We start from the raw sequence: 19,783 nt of genomic DNA on the forward strand, positions 1-19,783 counted from the left end.
AAGATAGCGGGAGCGTTGTAGTCAACACTCCTGGAACTGGATAAAAAAGATAATGTAGTACCGACAATGGTTACATCATGTTGTACGCATCGGAGCGGACACGGCAGAGCCTGTCCGATTCCGCAGCGAACAACAGATTAACAATTGGTCGGTACGGGAGCTCACCGAAAACCGGATGGTATTAGGGTAACACTCCCGTTAATAAGCGATTGCCTTATTGAATTTTTTCGATGGCAACGGCACAGGCCTTGTATTCTGGGGTTTTGGTGATGGTATCACCGGAGCGGGTGGTTAACCAGTTGGCATTGTTTTCAAAATAATGCATCGCCATCCAGACCAGTCCTTCCGGAATCCGTTCCGAAACCTGGGCTTTAACTTTTACCGTACCACGACGGGATTTAACGATGATCATTTCGCCATGCTCAATTCCCAGTCGTTTGGCATCCACTTCGGAAATGTCAGCATATTCTTCCGGTAACAACTCATTAAGACCTTCACAACGACCGGTTTGGGTCCGGGTGTGGTAGTGGTAGAGACGGCGACCGGTACTTAAGGTAAACGGATAATCCGCATCGGGCACTTCCGCCGGTGGGGTCCAGTCAAGGGCCATTAAATGACCTTTACCATGGGTGAAATTACCATCTAAATGGAGAATCTGGGTACCGGGATCTTCTGGCGTTGAACAAGGCCATTGGATCCCGCCCTGGTCAAGCTTGTCGAAGGTTGCCCCGGCAAAGAAAGGTGCCAACGGCGCAATTTCATTGTCCCATAATTCCTGGCCGCTATCGGCTGCCCAGGTCTGGCCAAAACGTTTGGCGATTTCCCGGAAGATCCACCAGTTTGGTTTGGCAATACCCGGTGCTTCTTTGACTTTGCGAACCCGGCTGATCCGGCGTTCGCAGTTGGTGAAGGTACCTTCATCCTCACTCCAGGCCGCTGCTGGTAAAACAACATCGGCATATTGGGTGGTTTCGGTCTGGAAGATATCATTACAGACAACAAACTCGGCCGCTTCCAGGCATTTGATAACATGGGAAATATCCGGTTCGGTACCGACCACATTCTCACCAAAGATGTAGATCGCTTTCATTTCTTTGGTTTCCAGTTTTTCAAACATATCGGGAATCATCAGGCCCAATTTATCAGGCAGTCCTTCGACATTCCAGGCTTTTTCGAATTTGGCTTTAGCGGCAGGGTCAGTAACACTCTGGTAACCATGATATACATTTGGTAGGGCGCCCATATCGCAGGCTCCCTGAACATTGTTCTGGCCACGCAGGGGGTTGACACCGGCATTTGGTTTCCCGACATTACCCAGCAACATCTGCAGATTGGCAACCGACATAACGTTATTGGTTCCGCAGGTATGTTCGGTGATACCCAGGGTATAGATGGCCATCCCAGGTTTATTATCAGCCATCATCCGGGCGATACTGATAATCTGTTCTTCGGATACGCCACTGATTTCAGAAGCCCGTTTTGGTGGGTATTCCAGTACTTTTTCTTTCAGTGCCTCAAAATTATCGCAGTGGTCGCGGACAAAGTCTTTGTCATATAAATCTTCGGTGATCAGGACATTCATCAAACCATTGAGGAAGGCCACATCGGAACCGACTTTAATCTGGGCAAATTCATCGGCATAGTCAGCCAGCTTAGCTTTTCGGGGATCGACCACAATCAGTTTGGCACCGTTGCGCTGACCATTTTTAACAAAGGTTGAGGCGATCGGATGCGCTTCTGTCATGTTGCTGCCGATGACGAAGAGGCAGTTGGTTTCGGCGAATTCTTCAATCGAATTGGTCATTCCACCGGTACCGAAGGATTTAATTAAACCGGCAACGGTTGGGGCATGACAGACCCGGGCACAATGGTCGATATTAGGGGATTTGAAGGCGGCCCGGAACAGTTTTTGCATCTGGTAGGAATCTTCGTTGATGCTACGGGCACAACTGATGCCGCCCACTGCATCGGGACCATCGGTGGCGATGATTTCTTTGAATTTATTGGCAACCAGATCCAGTGCTTCATCCCAGGAGGCTTCCCGGAATTTGCCGTTTTCTTTGATCAGTGGTGAGGTCAATCGTTCCGGTGAGTAGATGAAGTCATAACCGTAACGGCCCTTAACGCAGAGACGGCCTTTGTTGGGATACGCATCTTCGACGCCGGTAACTTTAACGATTTTGTCACCTTTCATATGCAGGTTCAGCTGACAGCCGACGCCGCAGTAGGGGCAGGTGGTACGGACTTTTGTAACTTCCCAGGAGCGGGCTTTGCCAATCGATTTTTTGTCGGTTAAAGCACCGACTGGACAGGCCTGAACACATTGGCCACATTGAACACAAGAGGATGCCCCCATGTCAATATTGTTATCACAGATAACAGTGGTATCGCTGCCTCTAAAACCAAGCGATAAAACGTCATTGCAGACAATGTCATTACAGGCGGTTACACAGCGACGGCAAAGGATACATTTGCGGTTATCCCGGACAATCATTACCGAAGAATTGTCAACGGTTGGTTTTTCGATGCTTTCCATGATAAATGGCGGGGCTTCAATACCCAATTCATAGGCAATGCTCTGCAGGCTGCACTCGCCGCTTTTTTCACAGGACAAACAGTTATGTTCGCCATTGGATAAAAGTAGATTGACAATGTTGCGACGGGCACTGAGGACACTTTCCGTCGCTGTATTGACGACCATGCCATCAGCAACTTTTCCGGCGCAGGCGGGGATCAGGGTCCGGGCACCGACTACCTCAACCACGCAAATGCGACAGGAAAAGGAATCATGGATGCCATCCATGTGACACAGGGTGGGAATATGAATACCGTTGTCGGTTGCCACTTGCAGAATCGTTTGATCTACTTCAGCCTGACATACTTTATTATTTATTGTTACTGTAATCATTACTAACCTCCTTAATTAAATCTTTTTTATTTCTTGATTGCGTCAACAGGGCATTTTTCAAAACATACACCACACTTGATACACAGGGTTGGATCGATGACAAAGGGAATCTTTTCTTTTTTATTGCCGGTAATGGCGCTAACGGGACAATTTTTCAGACAAAGGCCGCAGTTTTTACATTTTTCTTCGATGATTTCATAGGCTAATAAAGCCTTACAGGAGCCGGCCGGACACTTTTTATCGCGGATATGGGCTTCGTATTCATCCCGGAAATATCGCAGGGTACTTAAAACCGGGTTGGGTGCGGTCTGACCCAGGGCACACAGGGAAGATGCCTTGATATCGCGAGCCAGGGTTTCCAGTTCGTCAATATCACTCATCACGCCTTTACCGAGGGTGATTTTTTCCAGAATATCCTTCATCCGTCTAGTTCCTAGGCGGCAAGGGGTACATTTTCCGCAGGATTCGTCAACGGTAAATTCCAGGAAGAACTTGGCGATATCAACCATACAGGTATCTTCATCCATAACGATCAGTCCGCCGGAGCCCATCATCGCACCCAATTCGATTAATGATTCATAATCGATAGGGGTATCAATATGGCTGGCCGGAATACATCCACCAGAAGGCCCCCCGGTTTGAGCCGCTTTAAATTTCTTGCCATTGGGAATGCCACCGCCGATTTCATAAATAACTTCCCGCAGGGTGGTGCCCATGGGGATTTCCACCAGACCGGTATTATTGATTTTTCCACCAACCGCAAATACCTTGGTGCCCTTGCTTTTTTCGGTGCCCATGCTGGCAAACCACTCCGAGCCTTTTAATAAGATCTCTGGAATATTGGCAAAGGTTTCAACGTTGTTCAGGATGGTCGGCTTTTGCCATAATCCTTTTACGGCTGGGAATGGCGGACGGACCCGTGGTTCACCACGTTTACCTTCAATCGAGGTCATCAGCGCGGTTTCTTCACCACAAACGAAAGCCCCGGCACCAAGACGGATTTCCAGATCAAATTTAAAACCGGTATCCAAAATATTTTCGCCTAATAAGCCATATTCGCGAGCCTGGTCAATGGCAATTTGCAGGCGGTGAACGGCAATCGGATATTCAGCCCGAACATAAACAAAACCGTGAGTAGCGCCGATGGCATAACCAGCAATGGTCATCGCTTCAATAACTGAATGGGGATCGCCTTCTAATACGCTGCGATCCATAAAGGCGCCGGGATCGCCCTCGTCCGCATTACAGCAGACGTATTTTTCATCGTTAACCTGTTGGGCCGCGAAATCCCACTTGGTGCCGGTGGGAAATCCACCGCCGCCCCGGCCGCGCAGACCAGAATCTTTAATGGTCTGAATGACTTCAACAGGTGTCATTTCCGAAAGGGCTTTGGCTAGAGCCTTGTAACCATCAAAGGCAATGTATTCATCAATTTCTTCGGGGTTGATCCGGCCACAATTTCGCAGGGCAACCCGTAATTGTTTTTTAAAGAAACTGGACTGTTCAATATCTTGATTGTCTTCCTGAACCTGGCTGCTGGCTTCCAGCAAGCGGGTCACAAGTCGGCCTTTTAAAAGATGTTCTTCCACAATTTCGGGAACATCCTTCACATCAACTCGGCAGTACATGGTGCCTTCTGGGTAAATAACCATAATTGGGCCTTCTTCACAGAGACCAAAACATCCTGTTTGGACAACCTTAACTTCGCTATCAAGCTGATTCTTTACCAGATTTTGATTTAATTCAGACATTATTGCTTCAGAATTTGAAGAGGTACAACCTGTACCACCGCAAACTAAAACATGTGAACGAAACAATTGCATGTAGTTTTCCTCCTCGTAAAATTTATATTATTGATTTTCTTTTAGCGTGTATTCCGAGCAAACCTTGCCATTGGCAAGGTGATCTAAAACGACCTTGGCAACTTTCTCAGGCGTCATATTTACATAGGTAACCTTAGTACCATCTTTATCAATGATGTCAACGATCGGTTCTAAACTACAAACACCGATACAACCGGTTGCAGTAACGGTAACATTATGGATGTCCCGTTTTTGTATTTCAGTCAAAAATGCCTGCATCACCGGTCGTGCCCCGGCGGCAATACCACAGGTAGCCATGCCTACAACCACTCGGATCGAATCATTGTCAGTTCGCATGCCCACTTCTTTAAGTGTTTTTTGTCGGATTGCTTCTAGTTCGGCAATAGTTTTCATTGAACAATTCCTCCATCTTCTGTTTTACAGCCTTCAATAATCACGGGAATGTCATCTTTTGTTAAACGTCCAAATACTTTTCCATTAATCGTTAAAACTGGGGCTAAACCACATGCACCCAAACAGCGGCAGTCTTCCAGGGTAAACTCACCATCCGCGGTCGTTTCGCCAACCCCAATCTCCAGGGTTTCTTTTAATTTGTCTAAAATTGGGCCAGAGCCCTTAACATAACAGGCTGTTCCCATACAGATTGAAACTCGGTGTTTACCTTTGGGATTTAAAGAGAAAAATGAGTAAAAAGAAATAACACCAAATACCTCAGAAATGGGGACATTCATTTCTTTAGCAATGATCTCTTGGGCTTCTACTGGTAAATAACCATATAATCCCTGGACCTCGTGTAGGATAGGGATTAATGCTCCCTTTGAATTCTTGTGCTTGGCAACGATGTCGATAACTAAATGAATTCTTTCATCGTTTTCCATGCAACCACTTGCATTTGCGTTCATAAAACCGCCTCCTTAAAGTTTTTTGTTTAATGAATTTTAAAAATTCAAAAAAATAAACTCTAATCTGTGTAGATTAGAGTTTAAAACTAATGTAAAGGATTGCATAACGGGCAATCCGAATAAAACAGCAAGATAAAAATATTACAAATCAATAATATCAATATTTTGCTCTTTTATTTTTATAGTTTCTCCTTTCCACAATGGGAGGCATTACCGTTTCCAATAATACCCTACGGATCAATGGCTCATAGATCGCAAAAAAATGCAAACCCTTAGACTCCATTGATTTGGAGTAAATTCAATATTTGGTCACATTATACATGTGCTATTTTTTTTTGTCCAGCGAAGAATTATTCAATTAAATCGTAATAATTAAAAATATACGAAAATGAAATAGCGGGATCAGAGAATGCTATCCCAACTTTAAGATGGAAAAAAAGTCTAAAAACGGCAATAAATATGGCTTTTCAGTTGGAGCAATAATAACAACTGATCGAACAGGGAGCGTAAGTATTTCTGGGGAAGAAGGGAACAAAAATGAAGAGAGGATTCATGAAGAATAATAATAGGACGAAGGGTAAAATATTAAATTCACTATAAATGAAATAAAAGGCCATGAGTAATTTTACTCGTTATAATCCTGGATTTAATAATCAGGAATTATAGGGGGAAAAATTCTCTTGACTCAATAAAAAACGAAAGCTATATTTAAATTTTTTTACCTGATGAAGAAAATCCCTCGAGCTGCAAAAAAGTTAAGCATTTTTTTAGTTCGAAACATTTGCTTTTGAACTGATGATCAGTTGCCGAGTAAAGATGGGAAGAATAAAATCAAAAAGTTGGAAAATAATTCATCCAGATAAAAAAAAGAGCCTGATGCGCTTAATTTTTAGAAAATAGGTCTTTAAAGCCATTTGAGGGAGGACATGGAGTGGAAAACAAGTTGTTTGTTACATAACAAACAATTTGCTGGAGAAAAATATCGATTAAGATAACTTTATATTTTCGTTGTTAAACATTTAACGAAAAGGGTGTTAAGCGTGCAAAAGAGCTAATTTCCAAATAGACACGAATAGATAATTATAGTTATGTTTAGATATGTTTAGTAATTAATTGATCGGTATTATTGTATTTAGGCTATTCGATTGTTAATTTTAAGCCAATGTACAAAAAAATCCTAATTTGAAGAACTGAATATTTTTTCACAGTGCCAAAGGTTCTTTTTTTAGAAAAATATCGAACGTCGGACGCGGTCGAATTTTACTGAAAAGTTCGGAAATATAGGTGCTGACATCGTTAAATAAATAATTAACGATGTTTAAAAAGCTGGTGTTTATCAGCTTTTAACCTGTTTGTTTTTTAACGAACGAATCATTTTTGGGTGCAGAATCTATTTGAATAACTGTTCTCCGTTGCTCAATAGTGAGTGTAAAATTTAGGAATAGATAACCTAAAATACTGCGTAAAATTACAGCAAATCTCATAAAAAGTGTCGTCTCTGAGGCGAAGATACTTAAATATTATTAAGAAAAGTCAAAAAATACTTATAATTATGCAATTTTTAGTAAAAGCGCTTGATCTTAAAGGAATGAAATTTCGTATATTCGTAAAAAAATAGAGATTTAAAATATTATCCAACCGGTTAAAAAATTACTAAAAAAACGATTAAATGGATTTAAAAAAATAAAAAACCACAGAACAAAAAAATACTTACTTGAGATCATTATAATTTTACTTTTGAATTAAATCACAAACAAACAGTTATCTGGAAGAAGCAAACCAGATGCAATTACAGCGCAATAATGGTATCATTTAACAAAGGATTATCAGAATAATCAAAAGTGATGACTTTCCCGACCAGGTCGGGGGATGGGAGTAAGTGTGAACTGGGATTGTTTAATTGTCGATGATGAAGTGGAACTGGCGAAAGCGACCTGCGAATATTTTGAAATGTTTGGCCTGACCTGCGCCGTTGTGACAAATTTTGATGAGTGTGTCTTATTCATGGAAAACAATCAGGTTAAACTGATTTTGTTGGATATCAATCTGGGAATTGACAGCGGCTTTGAATTGTGTAAAGCACTCCGAAAAAATACCGATGTGCCGATTCTTTTTATCAGTGCCCGGCAGAGTGATGATGATGTCCTGATTGCCTTGAATATCGGTGGCGATGATTATATCAAAAAACCCTATTCCCTCAGCGTTCTGCTGGCCAAGGTGAAGGTTATCATCAAACGCTATGATGGGGCGGCGCAAAAATCCGGGAGCAGTGATGTGGTCAGTGCACAATTAGAAGCGCCGGATCGTTGCGGCAACCTGAGAATCGATAAGGATGCCATGAAGGTCTATCGCTATGACAAAGATGTTGGCTTCAAAACCAAGGAATTCAAGCTGTTTTTATACCTTTATGAAAATAAAAACCGGGTGATTGCTAAAGATGAATTGTTCGCCAAAATTTGGGGGGACGCGTTTTTCAGTGACGGCACCCTGAATGTCCATATCCGGAAAATCCGTGAGAAAATCGAAGAAAATCCCAACCAGCCAAGGCTGATTAAAACCATCTGGGGCACCGGATATATGTTCGAGACTGGGGACAACGAATAGCTGTGGTCGTGCTTTTTAAACAAAAGAGAATACTCAGTAGAGGAAATGTATGAAAATTAGAAATATGGTGATCCTGTTTACGGTGATCATGCTAGGAGCTTATTTGGCTGTAATCGGCACCATCAATGCCTCCCAGATCAATCGGGTCGATGTTACCGAGATTAACCAGGTCGCTAAAACCATCGAACAAGACTGGCACGCTGGCGATGCAGAAGAATCCGGTACAAACGGTGGCATGTCCTACCAGATTGCCCTGGTGACCGACGAAAACTATCAGGCCCTTCTGTTTGATGGTATCAGGAATCGACAGACGATCATTGATTTGATCGGAACCGCAGCGGATGGCCAGGAAGAACTGCTGGGCAAGATCATCATTCGGACCGACGGTAGTGAAGAAGCAACCATGAAAAGAAATTTGATTGTGATGATCACCCTTACCTTTGGGCTGGTCATGCTGATGGTTTATCTGCTTATCGGGCGGGTACATACGACGATTCTCAGACCCTTTGGGGTGATGAAGGGGTTTGCCCGAAAAATTGCCGACGGTGATCTGGAGTTCCGGCTGCCGATGGATCGGGGCAATTACTTTGGCGCTTTCACGGAAAGTTTTGATCTGATGCGGGAAGAACTGAGAAAGGCCCGGCAGGGTGAATATCAGGCTAATATCAGCAAGAAAGAGCTGGTGGCGGAACTGTCCCATGACATCAAAACCCCGGTGGCTACCATTAAAGCCATCTGTGAGTTACTTGAGATCAAGCTGGCACAATTGTCAGCGGGGGATTTATCGGGGTCAACCGCAACAACGATCAGCGAAAGTATCGCAAAAATTGCGGTGATCGATGCCAAAGCCGATACTATTGACGCGCTGATCAGCAATCTCTTCCACGCCACCCTGGAAGAACTGGAAATGCTGAAGGTCAATGTCAGTGAGCAACCCAGTACCGTGATCGTTTCAATGTTTACCGATATGGATAATTTTGGGAAGATCCACTTTAAAAATGAACTGCCGGCGTGTCTGATTTTTTGTGATTCGCTGCGGCTGGGTCAGGTGATTGACAATATCATCAGCAATTCTTATAAATATGCCGATACCGATATCGATATCTGGTTTAATCTGGACAAAACAGATAAAAAGCTAACCATAAAGATCAAAGATTATGGGGCGGGGGTCGATCCCGATGAATGTCCGCTGGTGTGTGAAAAGTTTTTTCGGGGGTCCGGGGAATCGATCCAAAACACCCCGGGATCGGGGCTGGGCCTCTATCTGGCCAGGCAGTTTATGGCCGCCATGGGCGGTAGCATCCGCTGTTATAATGAGGATGGCTTCACGGTGGAACTGGGCATCAGAGTAGTGTGATGGTCTTGCCAGTTAAGAAACAGATAAGAATTTAATAAGAGTTGGCAAAAGACCGGTTAAGAACATTTGAAATATAATTAGGCCATGGAAAGCAAAAGCCGACCATGGTCTTTTATCTTCGGGATAAAGATCCAATCTAGTCAATCGGGAGGAACGAATGTCAAACACAATTCTAAAGGCAGAAATGCTCAGTAAAACCTATTCAAACGGCAGCATCATGCAGCATGTTTTAAAAAATCTTAACATCGAAATTAAAGCCGGTGACTTTACCGTCATCATGGGGAGCTCGGGTTCGGGAAAATCGACCCTTCTTTATGCCCTTTCGGGGATGGACAAGCCGACCCTGGGAACCATTGATTTTAAAGGCGAAGCGATTTCCAATTATTCCAATGACAAGCTGGCCGTATTTCGCAGAAAGCACTGCGGCTTTGTATTCCAGCAGATCTATCTCAATGACACGATGACCGTGCTCGATAATATTATGATCTCGGGGCTGCTGGTCAGCCGTGATAAAAAGGCCATTGCCAACCGGGCCAAGGAATTGCTCCAGCAGGTGGGGTTAAGTGATGCCTGCTATCATAAATATCCGTCCCAGCTTTCCGGCGGCGAAGCCCAGCGGGTGGCGATTGTCCGGGCGCTGATCAATGCCCCGGAAATCGTCTTTGCGGATGAACCCACTGGGGCGCTCAACTCGACCAATGCCATCAATGTGTTGGATGTGATGACCGAGGTCAATGCCTCGGGCCAGAGCATTATCATGGTGACCCATGATATCAAAACGGCCCGCCGGGCCAACCGCATTCTGTATTTAAAAGATGGGGTCATCATCGATGAGCTGAATCTGGGCGCCTATCGTAAGGACGATCCGGACCGCCATCAAATCCTGCGGGAATTTCTGGAAAGTATGGGTTGGTAGTATGAACATTTTGATGATTGCGACCAATAATATCAAAAAGGCCAAGGTGGCCACGGCCACCCTGATCATCCTGATTGCGATTGCCACTATTTTTCTCTATGTGGGCATCAGCGTGCTGTCAAATATGGACAGCTTTATTGATGAAAAAAATGCCGAAACCAATGGCGCACATCTGATCGCAATCACCGACGGTGCCCACGATCAGGAGATTCAGGATATTTATCAATCGATCGAAGCCTATTCCTACAGTGAACGGGAAGAGGGGATGATGTCGATGTCGTCCTCATTTCAGAATGTAAGTACTGGGGAAGAGGCCAACAGTATCCCGGCGGTCTTTCTAAATCTGGATACCGCCCGGGAGATATCCCAGGTGAAGATCATCGATCCGGCCGACCAGATGCCGAAAAATGGGGTCATTGTACCCTATGTTTTGAAAGTAGCCAATGGCTATCAAACCGGTGATACCCTAAAAATGACCGTGGATGATGCCAGTACCGAGTTTGAGATCGCGGGTTTCTATGAAGATTTGATGTTTGCCAGTCCTTCCAATGTCAGCATGTATAAATTGTTTCTGGGCGATCAGCAGTTCCAGGAATTCCTGGCGCAGCCGGAGTATGGCTCAAAATGCAGCTACATTGCGGTGATCACCGATGATATTAATGGCACCGAAGCCTTTGAATCGGAGTATATCAAAGAAATAAAAACGATTATGCCGGAAGGCACCGGCAGCTATGCCTCCCTTAGTTATGGAACAATGAAAACGGGGGTGGCCATCTTTATCGATATCATTATGGCGGTGCTATTGTCTTTCTCGATTATCATTCTGGCGATTGCCGCCATTGTCATCAAGTTTTCCACCACCACCCACATTGAAAACAATATTAAAAATATCGGTACCCTGGCAGCCATGGGCTATACAACAAGGCAGATTCTTGGTTCGATTCTGGTGGAATATCTGCTGATGACCGCGGTCGGATTTATGGTGGGGCTGGCCGCCGCCCTGCTGATTTCGCCGCTGATTACCAATGTGGTGTCATCGTCAATCGGGCTGCGTTGGGCCACCGGACTTTATCCCCAGGCGGTGCTGGCAAGTCTGGGCGTGATTACGATCGCGGTATTGGGAATTTCCTACTTCAGTGCCGCAAAAATTAAAAAAATTACCCCCTTAACAGCCCTGCGTAGCGGTATCGAAACCCATCATTTTGGGAAAAATCGCATCCCGCTGGATCAGACTAAATTAAGTCTCAATACGGCCATGGGTTTTAAGTCACTGATTTTTAATAAACGGCAGAATCTCATTGCTGGGTTGATCATCATGCTGCTGAGTCTGGTAACCGTGTTTTCGCTGGTGTCCTACTATAATTTTTCAGTGGACAAAACCGCCATGATCAAATTAATTGGACTGGAAACCGCTGAGGTTCAAGTGACGGCATTGGCGGATGAAGCTGAGATATTCGATGAAATCGCCGCGATGCCGGGGGTTGAAGATACCATCAGGCTCAATTCTTTTGATGGCATGATTAAATTTAAAGATAAGGAAAGCAGTGCCAATACCCGGGTAACGGCAGACTACAGCCGCCTGAAAGTTAACACCTGCGTGAAGGGCCGGATGCCGGTGCATGATAATGAGATCGCCATCACCAGCATTGTGCTGGATAATCTGGGCGCTCAAATGGGGGATACGGTATCGATCGACTATAACGGCACAACCCGGGAATTTCTGGTGGTGGGAATCACCCAGCAGTTCAATATGCTGGGCCGAGGCGCTGCCATTACCACCGCCGGGATGAAAAAACTGGTACCGTCCTATCAGGAGCAAAATCTGATGATCTATCTGGCGGAGGGTCAGGATACCGAAAAGTTTGTCACTAAAATAAACAATCAATACGGAACCGAGAAACTACAAACCAACAGCTATTTTGCGTCCATCGAAATGATGCTGGATTCCTTTGAAGCGTCGATAAAAATTGTCGTGACCGGTTGTCTGGGGATTATTGCCGTGATTATTGTGTTTGTCCTATTTCTGGTGATCCGGGTGCGGATCTTGCGCGAGCGAACCCGACTGGGGGTCTCTAAAGCCCTTGGTTTTACCGCTTATCAACTGATCGGGCAGATCTTAATCAGTCAGATGCCGGTTATCATCGGGGCTGCGGTGGTGGGGGCCATTGCTGGATATTTTGCCACCAATCCGATGCTGGCGCTGATGCTGGCGGCCAATGGGATCCTGAACTGCGATTTTTATGTCGATCCCAGTCTGGTAATACTCACCGCCATCGGAATCAGCCTGCTGGGACTGGTAACAGTGCTGATTGTTGCCGGCAAGATCAGAAAGATCAGCCCCTGCCAGATGTTTGAAGAAGGAGTGGATTAAAAAGCCAATAACCAAACTAATGATAAAAAAGATTAACAAAAATGCTAAAAGCCTACTAAATTTGAGCATAAGATAGTTATTTAAAGCCATGACGCCACCTGTGGGCATCATGGCTTTTTTTCAAAAAGGGATTAATTTTATCGAGTACTCTGATATAATAAAAAATATAATTGAAATAATGATTGAGCTAATGAAGGGATGGTGCGTAGAAGATGCCATTTGAAATCATCCGCAACGATATTACTAAAATGACGGTGGACATTATTGTCAACGCGGCTAACACCGGTCTGAAAATGGGCGGCGGCGTCTGTGGGGCGATCTTTGCTGCCGCCGGGGCGGACAAGCTCCAGGCTGAGTGTGACCAGATTGGTGGCTGCGCGGTGGGTGAGGCGGTGATCACCGACGGTTACAAGTTGCCGGCAAAGCGCATCATCCATACCGTTGGGCCGGTCTGGCAGGGCGGTGGTGCCGACGAGGCCCGGCTGCTGCACCGGGCCTATACCAGTTCCCTGCAACTGGCCCTGAAACAGAATTGCAAAACGATTGCCTTTCCGCTGATTTCATCGGGCATCTATGGCTATCCTAAGGATCAGGCCTTGAAGATTGCAGTGGCAGCCATCGCGGAATTTTTACTGGAACATGAGCTGCAGGTTTATCTGGTGGTTTTTGATAAAAAGGCCTTTGTTTTCAGTGAGAAGCTGTTTAATGATATTGAAAAATATATTGATGACCACTATGTGGATGAACATCTGGTTTATGAGCGAAATATGGAAGTTGAGCCGGAGCTGTCTCAGTATAATCGGGTTCGCATGACCGCTCCGCAAGAAAAGCTGGCGGAACATCAGCCCTTTATGCCGGCCCCGTCGGTAACAGTCAAAAGAAGTCTGGCCGATGTGCTGGGGCAGTTGGACGAGTCGTTTTCGGAAATGCTGCTGCGGCTGATAGACGAAAAGGGCATGACCGATGTAGAGACCTATAAAAAAGCCAATATTGACCGGAAGCTATTTTCGAAGATCCGCAGCAAAAAGGATTATAATCCCAGTAAAGCTACCGCGATCGCCTTTGCCATTGCCCTGGAACTGAACCTCGACGAGACCCATGATCTGCTGGGGCGGGCTGGCTATACCCTGTCCCACAGTCATGAGTTTGACCTGATCATTGAATATTTTATCAGTGCCGAAAACTATGATATCTACGAAATCAACGAATCCCTGTTTGCCTTTGACCAGGCTCTGCTGGGTGCCTGATTGTCGTTTTGAAAGCGACCAACGGCTTGGCTAATCGTGTTATCCTTTAGCTATCAAAGAAACGGAGGATAATACGATGAACACCAACGAAAACGAAACAACTAAAACAGAACTGGTTTTTATTCTGGATAAAAGCGGCTCAATGTCAGGATTGGAAAGCGATACTATCGGCGGTTACAATGCCATGCTCAAAAAACAACAACAAGCGCCCGGCGATGCCCGGGTCACGACGGTGCTTTTTGATGATGGTTATGAGGTGCTCCACGACCGGATTGATATCCAGGGCGTTGCCCCGATTACTGAAAATGAATACTATGTCGGCGGCTGCACCGCCCTGCTGGATGCGATCGGAAAAACCATCGGCAAGATTGTCAACGCCCAGCGCTACACCCAGCCGGAATATCGGTCGGATCAGGTTATTTTTGTGATCACCACCGATGGGCTGGAGAATGCCAGCCGGGAATATAGCTATGAAAAGATCAAGAAGCTGATTGAACGGGAGAAAACCCAGTACCAGTGGGAATTCATTTTTCTGGGCGCCAATATCGATGCCATCGAAACTGCTGCCCGGTTTGGCATCAGCGCCGACCGAGCCGCCAATTACCATGCTGACGGGGCCGGAACCCGTTTAAACTACAAGGTGGTCAGCGATGTGGTTTGTGAAATGCGAGCCAGCAACCCGATTCCCGCTAGCTGGAAGGCTGAGATTGATGAGGATTTTAAACGGCGGGGAAATAAGAATAATTAAAAAAATACTAACGGTAATTGTGTGATTACCGTTAGTATTTTTTTTGATTGACTATTCAGGACTTAAACCTCATCTGCTTTATTGTTGAATTATTCAATAATAAAGTAGGGTTTGAAGATAAAGCCTACTTGTTTAATTATTTCTTTACTCTGATCAATTATTTCGGCAATTCTTTTTTCATCCACACGCATAAACCGAAAATTCATCTCAACGATATAGTCAAGACACTCTTCCAAAGTACAATTGAGCATATTATTAATAAAATCGATGATGATCGCGTTAGATGCTGCGGTAGCACCCCTGGCCAGCATGCTGATTTCATCATTTTGACGGTTGATGTTAAGGTGATATTGGCGGTCGTGGATTTTATAAAAACTTTTATAGTGTGGTGTAAACATATCTTCATAGTGTCCATCAGCACTTTCTCTAATATAGCGGGAAACTTTTGGATCCTGCAAAATCAAAGCTGTCGAAAGCCTTATTTCAATGGCCGTACTTAATTGTAAATCAAATTTATTGTTGCAAAAATATGTCTGATAGAGTTTAAAAGAAATGATGTTTTTGTTTCTAACAGAAAAAGTTTCTGTCACTTCTTTGGCCAATGAAGATTTCGTTTTAAAATGATAAGAAATCAAAGATTTCGTTATATTTAAAACTTCGGCTATTTGGTAAAAGTAGGTATCATCATAACCGTGTTCATAAAATAATTGAGTTGCCGTAGTTAAGATATTTTCACGTTGAGTCGACATGGATGCTCCTGTAATGATAGATTTTTTAACATTATATCAAAGAGTGTATTTTTTTTCAAAAGAAAACGAGCTGAACATGTTCAGAATTTTATTGACAATAAAATCGTAAAGCGTTACAATACACATAAAACTGAACATGTTCAGCAAATAAAGGTAAGGAGAAAGAAAATGTCAAAAATTGAAGAAGTAAAAGCAAAGGTAGAAATCGGAAAAACCAAACTCGTACCGGCTCTGGTACAAGAAGCTTTAGATGAAGGCAGTACACCTGCTATGATCCTCCAGGCAATGGTAGATTCTATGGGTGTTGTCGGAGACAAATTTTCTAAAGGCGAAATTTTCGTACCGGAGATGCTCATAGCTGCTAAAGCAATGGCAAAAGGCGTCGACGTTTTGAGACCACTTTTAGCAGGGGATAGCGAAACTTCATTGGGAACCTGCATTATTGGCACGGTTGCTGGCGATTTACATGACATCGGAAAAAATCTGGTTGCTATGATGATCGAGAGCGCTGGATTTACCATGGTTGACCTTGGGGTCGATGTACCAGCAGAAAAATTTGTTGAAGCAATCAAAGAAAACGAAAGGGTAACACTAGTTGCCTGCTCGGGTCTTTTGACCACAACTATGCCGGCACTTAAAGAAGCGGTACAAACCATCAAAGCTGCTTATCCTGATCAAAAGGTAATTGTTGGTGGTGCACCGGTTACCCCGGAATATGCGGCAGAAATCGGAGCCGATGGATTTGCACCAGATGCCGGCAGTGCCGCTGTCAAAGCAAAAGAAATCATCAGTGTTTAAGATTATGTTGATGAGAAGTGCATCTTTAAATTTTAACAGGAGGAATTAGAATGCTTACAAAAAAACAAAATTTATTAGAGACTATAAAGGGCGGTAAACCGGACCGCTTTGTAAAACAGTATGAATTTCTTAATATGATTTTTGAAGCGGCATTCCAGATGACGGGTATTCCGATGATGCCAGGTCCAACCAGCAAAGATATCTGGGGAATTACATGGACATTTATGGAAGGACAAATTGGTGGATTCCCAGTACATGATGAAGAACATCTCGTCATAAAAGACATTACAAAATGGAAGGAATATGTAAAGAAGCCTTTAATACCAACGGATGATGAATCTTGGGCACCGGCGATTGCGCATGCCAATGCAATCAATCGAAATGAAGAGTTTGTTACGGCAATGTATGCTCCGGGATTATTTGAAATGACTCATCACATGATGGGGATGGAGAATTCATTAATGGCTTTTTATGAAGAACCGGAAGCAATGCATGAACTGATTAATTACATTACAGAATTTGAATTGGAATTTGCTGAAATACTAATCGATCGGATCCATCCGGATGCTCTTTTCCACCATGATGATTGGGGTAGTCAGATATCTTCATTTCTTTCTCCGTCAATGTTCCAAGAGTTCTTCGTACCGGCGTACAAAAAAATCTACGGTTATTATAAAGCCAACGGGGTGGAGCTGATTGTTCACCATAGTGATTCCTATGCTGCAAACCTCGTTCCAGCAATGATTGAGATGGGTATCGATATTTTTCAGGGAGTTATGAATACAAACAATATTCCAGAACTGATTAATAATTATGGTCGTCAGATATCCTTTATGGGTGGACTTCATAGCGGCGAACTGGATTTCCCGGATTGGACACCTGAAAGAATTGCAGAGGATGTCGAGCGTGCTTGCAAAGCGAATGGTAAGTCGTTCTATATTCCTTGTATAACTCACGGCGGGGCAATGAGTCATTTTCCAGGAGTATATGAAGAAATAGATAAGCAGATTGATAAAATGAGTAAAGAAATGTTCTAGCATTATCCCTAAAGATGATGATACGTAAAACACTCAATCGCATTCGTTATTATGTGAAATAAATAATTTGAAGAGGAAGAGTATGATAAAAAGAGTAGAATTTTCAAAAGCTGAATTAGAACCAACGGGTGAGTATCCAAGCCTATTTCCGGGAGTACCGGCAACGCCAATCTATAATACGCCAATTACACCAAAAGAGAACTACAAGGCTCTATACAAAGGTGAAAAACCGCTATGGTTGCCAAATTATTATGACCTTACTACATTATGCCCAGCTTGTTATCCAGATGCAATTGCCAGAGGCTTTATCGTTAGCGCTGAATCGGGTGATTATATGGATGACAGCCAAAAAGGTGGAAAAGATTGTTTTGGTGTTGAGTGGGTTTATGAACCTTCAGCGATGGGATCAATGGTAATACCAGGAAAACCGACCCTAAGAAATATATCGGAGTGGCGAGATAAAATCACACTACCGGATGTTGACTCGTGGGATTGGGCTCAAAGTGCAGAACGTAATAAAGATTACGCCTATAATAGCCCTAACCTAGTCCAAGCTTGGATATTCACGGGATTTTTTGAACGATTGATCTCATTGTTGGATTTTGAAAATGCAGCGATAACCATGATTGATGAGGAAGTAGAAGACGAAGTTCATGATTTCTTTACAGAATGCGTGAAAATATACAAAAAAATGATAAAACACTATCAGGTTGATTTTAATGCGGATGTAATTTATTTTCATGATGATTGGGGAACTTCACGAAACTCTTTCTTTTCGTTGGAAGCCTGTCGCAACTTAATCGTTCCACACTTGAAAGACGTTGTTGACTATGCTCATGAACTGGGTCTTTTTGTTGAATTACATAGTTGTGGGAAAAGTGGAAAGCTGGTACCGGCGATGATAGAAGCAGGAGTGGATGCATGGACACCACAAGAAATAAACGATTTTGACAGGCTGTATAAACAGTTCGGGGGTAGGATCATGCTGGGCGCCTATCATCAGGTACCGATGGATGTTGATGAAGCCGCGGCAATTGAGACGGGAAGAGAATTTGTTAAGAAGTACGTTGGGGCAATCCCAGAAAAACAGGTTTTTTCTGGTGATTATGCAATTCATATCAAAACAAGAGAAGCCTTATACGAAGAAAGTCGAAAATATTTGAGTGAATGAGATTAACATCATGGATCCAATTTGGATAATGTTTGCGAAGTCAAAAGGATGAAAAGAGAAAAGAACATGATCAGTAAACGTGAAAATTATTTAATGGCTGCCCAAGGAGAAAAACCGCTGTGGGTTCCTTCATTTGTTGAAGAGAGTAATGTGTTTATGCCTGATTTCTGGATGGCAGTGGATCCGGCGACTGGAACTGATTTTTGCAATATCCGGTGGGTCGAAAATGATGCCGGTCGAATGCCGGACGAACACTGGAGGGCAATGGAGACGCTGGATCAGTGGCGTGAGACCGTTAAATTTCCAAAGGTGGCGGAACTCGACTGGCCAGAAATGACAGAACGTTTTAAGAGGATGTCTGATCCGGAAAAGGTTAATATTGCCATGCTTAATACCAATGGGATATTTCTGATTCCAATTGATATGATCGGATGGGTAGACGGACTATGTGCAATTTATGAAGAACCGGAAGAATTGGAAGCGTTTATTTCTGCAATAACGGATTTTTTGGTAGAGGTTGTTAACTATTTTGGTGAGTATATTCAACCAGATATCGTTTTTACCGGAGATGATTTAGCAGCTGCAAATGGGCCATTTGTTTCGAAGGAAATATGGAGATCGCTCTACAAACCTTATTTTAAAAGGATTGTTGATGCCATTCATAAGATCGGTGCCCTGGCAGAGTTTCATTGCTGTGGAAATTGTCAATTTTTGATCGATGAATTTTTAGAAATTGGCGTTGATGTTTGTCAGTTACCGGAACTAAATGAGAGTTTAATGCAAAAAAAAGAAAAATATGGAAATAAATTAGTGCTTACTGGAGGTTGGGACCGTCATTCAGCGGCAGCTTTACCAGGCGCATCCGAGGAAATAGTCAGAGAATCGGTACATCAGGCCATTGATGATTATGGCAAAAATGGTGCGTTGATATTTTGGGATGGTGGTATCTGTGGTAGCAGTGAAGATTCGCAGAAAAAAATGAAATGGGTATTGGACGAGCTTAATAAATATGGACGTGTTGTTTACCAATAGTATAGTAAAACAATCGATTTGAACCTTCATATTGTTAGTCGATTAAAAACAATATGAAGGTTCGGGTCGTGAAGTTAAATAAAAAAAGTACCAAATTTGAATTATTCTGAAGGAGACTAA

Annotated in this window: 14 protein-coding genes, 1 pseudogene and 1 riboswitch; of the genes and pseudogenes, 10 read left to right on the top strand and 5 right to left on the bottom strand. The window is 43.6% G+C overall.

Annotated elements, in window-relative coordinates; genetic code table 11:
- Positions 1-214 precede the first annotated feature (214 nt).
- The 4 genes and pseudogenes from fdhF to A3KS_RS0101305 form a co-directional block, all read right to left on the bottom strand.
- Complete coding sequence (fdhF, locus tag A3KS_RS0101290; protein WP_035354884.1) at positions 215-2,908, bottom strand: formate dehydrogenase subunit alpha; 2,694 nt, start codon at positions 2,906-2,908, stop codon at positions 215-217.
- Between the two features lie 26 nt (positions 2,909-2,934).
- Positions 2,935-4,743: pseudogene (nuoF, locus tag A3KS_RS0101295) on the bottom strand (NADH-quinone oxidoreductase subunit NuoF); the annotation flags it as partial.
- Between the two features lie 15 nt (positions 4,744-4,758).
- Positions 4,759-5,124: a (2Fe-2S) ferredoxin domain-containing protein gene (locus tag A3KS_RS0101300; protein WP_026393351.1), complete on the bottom strand. Its 366-nt coding sequence runs from the start codon at positions 5,122-5,124 to the stop codon at positions 4,759-4,761.
- A complete protein-coding gene (locus tag A3KS_RS0101305) occupies positions 5,121-5,633 on the bottom strand; it encodes an NADH-quinone oxidoreductase subunit NuoE family protein (protein ID WP_026393352.1) in 513 nt (170 codons plus the stop codon). Before A3KS_RS0101305 ends, A3KS_RS0101300 begins: the two co-directional genes overlap by 4 nt.
- Before the next feature lie 172 nt (positions 5,634-5,805).
- Positions 5,806-5,938, bottom strand: a riboswitch (molybdenum cofactor riboswitch).
- A 1,564-nt stretch (positions 5,939-7,502) separates the two neighbouring features.
- Here A3KS_RS0101305 and A3KS_RS0101310 point away from each other — a divergent pair.
- From A3KS_RS0101310 to A3KS_RS0101340, 6 genes are all read left to right on the top strand, one after another.
- A complete protein-coding gene (locus A3KS_RS0101310) occupies positions 7,503-8,237 on the top strand; it encodes a response regulator transcription factor (protein WP_341349819.1) in 735 nt (244 codons plus the stop codon).
- Between the two features lie 49 nt (positions 8,238-8,286).
- Complete coding sequence (locus A3KS_RS0101315; protein WP_026393354.1) at positions 8,287-9,594, top strand: HAMP domain-containing sensor histidine kinase; 1,308 nt, start codon at positions 8,287-8,289, stop codon at positions 9,592-9,594.
- Positions 9,595-9,751: 157 nt separating this feature from the next.
- Positions 9,752-10,510, top strand: a complete 759-nt coding sequence (locus A3KS_RS0101320) for an ABC transporter ATP-binding protein (RefSeq protein ID WP_026393355.1) — start codon at positions 9,752-9,754, stop codon at positions 10,508-10,510.
- A 1-nt stretch (position 10,511) separates the two neighbouring features.
- Positions 10,512-12,881 (top strand): ABC transporter permease, encoded by a 2,370-nt coding sequence (locus tag A3KS_RS0101325; RefSeq protein ID WP_026393356.1) that lies wholly within the window; start codon positions 10,512-10,514, stop codon positions 12,879-12,881.
- Between the two features lie 212 nt (positions 12,882-13,093).
- The gene (locus A3KS_RS0101335) at positions 13,094-14,128 is read left to right on the top strand and encodes a macro domain-containing protein (RefSeq protein ID WP_026393357.1); all 1,035 of its coding nucleotides are present in this window, start codon (positions 13,094-13,096) and stop codon (positions 14,126-14,128) included.
- A gap of 76 nt (positions 14,129-14,204) precedes the next feature.
- Positions 14,205-14,876 (top strand): vWA domain-containing protein, encoded by a 672-nt coding sequence (locus A3KS_RS0101340; RefSeq protein WP_026393358.1) that lies wholly within the window; start codon positions 14,205-14,207, stop codon positions 14,874-14,876.
- Between the two features lie 89 nt (positions 14,877-14,965).
- Here the strand turns inward: A3KS_RS0101340 and A3KS_RS0101345 are convergent, their stop codons facing one another.
- Positions 14,966-15,625, bottom strand: a complete 660-nt coding sequence (locus A3KS_RS0101345; protein ID WP_026393359.1) for a TetR/AcrR family transcriptional regulator — start codon at positions 15,623-15,625, stop codon at positions 14,966-14,968.
- Positions 15,626-15,793: 168 nt separating this feature from the next.
- Here A3KS_RS0101345 and A3KS_RS0101350 point away from each other — a divergent pair, with 168 nt between their 5' ends.
- From A3KS_RS0101350 to A3KS_RS0101365, 4 genes are all read left to right on the top strand, one after another.
- Positions 15,794-16,423, top strand: a complete 630-nt coding sequence (locus tag A3KS_RS0101350; protein WP_026393360.1) for a corrinoid protein — start codon at positions 15,794-15,796, stop codon at positions 16,421-16,423.
- A 50-nt stretch (positions 16,424-16,473) separates the two neighbouring features.
- Positions 16,474-17,460, top strand: a complete 987-nt coding sequence (locus A3KS_RS0101355; protein WP_026393361.1) for a uroporphyrinogen decarboxylase family protein — start codon at positions 16,474-16,476, stop codon at positions 17,458-17,460.
- 82 nt (positions 17,461-17,542) lie between these two features.
- On the top strand, positions 17,543-18,631 hold the full coding sequence (locus tag A3KS_RS0101360; RefSeq protein ID WP_026393362.1) for a uroporphyrinogen decarboxylase family protein: 1,089 nt from the start codon (positions 17,543-17,545) through the stop codon (positions 18,629-18,631).
- 66 nt (positions 18,632-18,697) lie between these two features.
- A complete protein-coding gene (locus A3KS_RS0101365; protein ID WP_026393363.1) occupies positions 18,698-19,663 on the top strand; it encodes a uroporphyrinogen decarboxylase family protein in 966 nt (321 codons plus the stop codon).
- Positions 19,664-19,783 lie beyond the last annotated feature (120 nt).

Source organism: Acetobacterium malicum subsp. dehalogenans DSM 11527, assembly GCF_000472665.1.
In the GTDB taxonomy this organism is placed as follows: domain Bacteria; phylum Bacillota; class Clostridia; order Eubacteriales; family Eubacteriaceae; genus Acetobacterium; species Acetobacterium malicum.

Bases quoted from the DNA above. Each gene is read 5' to 3' on its own strand.
- A3KS_RS0101300 (WP_026393351.1), bottom strand. From the start codon at position 5,124: ATGAAAACTATTGCCGAACTAGAAGCAATCCGACAAAAAACACTTAAA.
- A3KS_RS0101305 (WP_026393352.1), bottom strand. From the start codon at position 5,633: ATGAACGCAAATGCAAGTGGTTGCATGGAAAACGATGAAAGAATTCAT.
- A3KS_RS0101320 (WP_026393355.1), top strand. From the start codon at position 9,752: ATGTCAAACACAATTCTAAAGGCAGAAATGCTCAGTAAAACCTATTCA.
- A3KS_RS0101355 (WP_026393361.1), top strand. From the start codon at position 16,474: ATGCTTACAAAAAAACAAAATTTATTAGAGACTATAAAGGGCGGTAAA.
- A3KS_RS0101365 (WP_026393363.1), top strand. From the start codon at position 18,698: ATGATCAGTAAACGTGAAAATTATTTAATGGCTGCCCAAGGAGAAAAA.
- A3KS_RS0101350 (WP_026393360.1), top strand. From the start codon at position 15,794: ATGTCAAAAATTGAAGAAGTAAAAGCAAAGGTAGAAATCGGAAAAACC.
- fdhF (WP_035354884.1), bottom strand. From the start codon at position 2,908: ATGATTACAGTAACAATAAATAATAAAGTATGTCAGGCTGAAGTAGAT.
- A3KS_RS0101310 (WP_341349819.1), top strand. From the start codon at position 7,503: ATGGGAGTAAGTGTGAACTGGGATTGTTTAATTGTCGATGATGAAGTG.
- A3KS_RS0101340 (WP_026393358.1), top strand. From the start codon at position 14,205: ATGAACACCAACGAAAACGAAACAACTAAAACAGAACTGGTTTTTATT.
- A3KS_RS0101315 (WP_026393354.1), top strand. From the start codon at position 8,287: ATGAAAATTAGAAATATGGTGATCCTGTTTACGGTGATCATGCTAGGA.
- A3KS_RS0101335 (WP_026393357.1), top strand. From the start codon at position 13,094: ATGCCATTTGAAATCATCCGCAACGATATTACTAAAATGACGGTGGAC.
- A3KS_RS0101325 (WP_026393356.1), top strand. From the start codon at position 10,512: ATGAACATTTTGATGATTGCGACCAATAATATCAAAAAGGCCAAGGTG.
- A3KS_RS0101360 (WP_026393362.1), top strand. From the start codon at position 17,543: ATGATAAAAAGAGTAGAATTTTCAAAAGCTGAATTAGAACCAACGGGT.
- A3KS_RS0101345 (WP_026393359.1), bottom strand. From the start codon at position 15,625: ATGTCGACTCAACGTGAAAATATCTTAACTACGGCAACTCAATTATTT.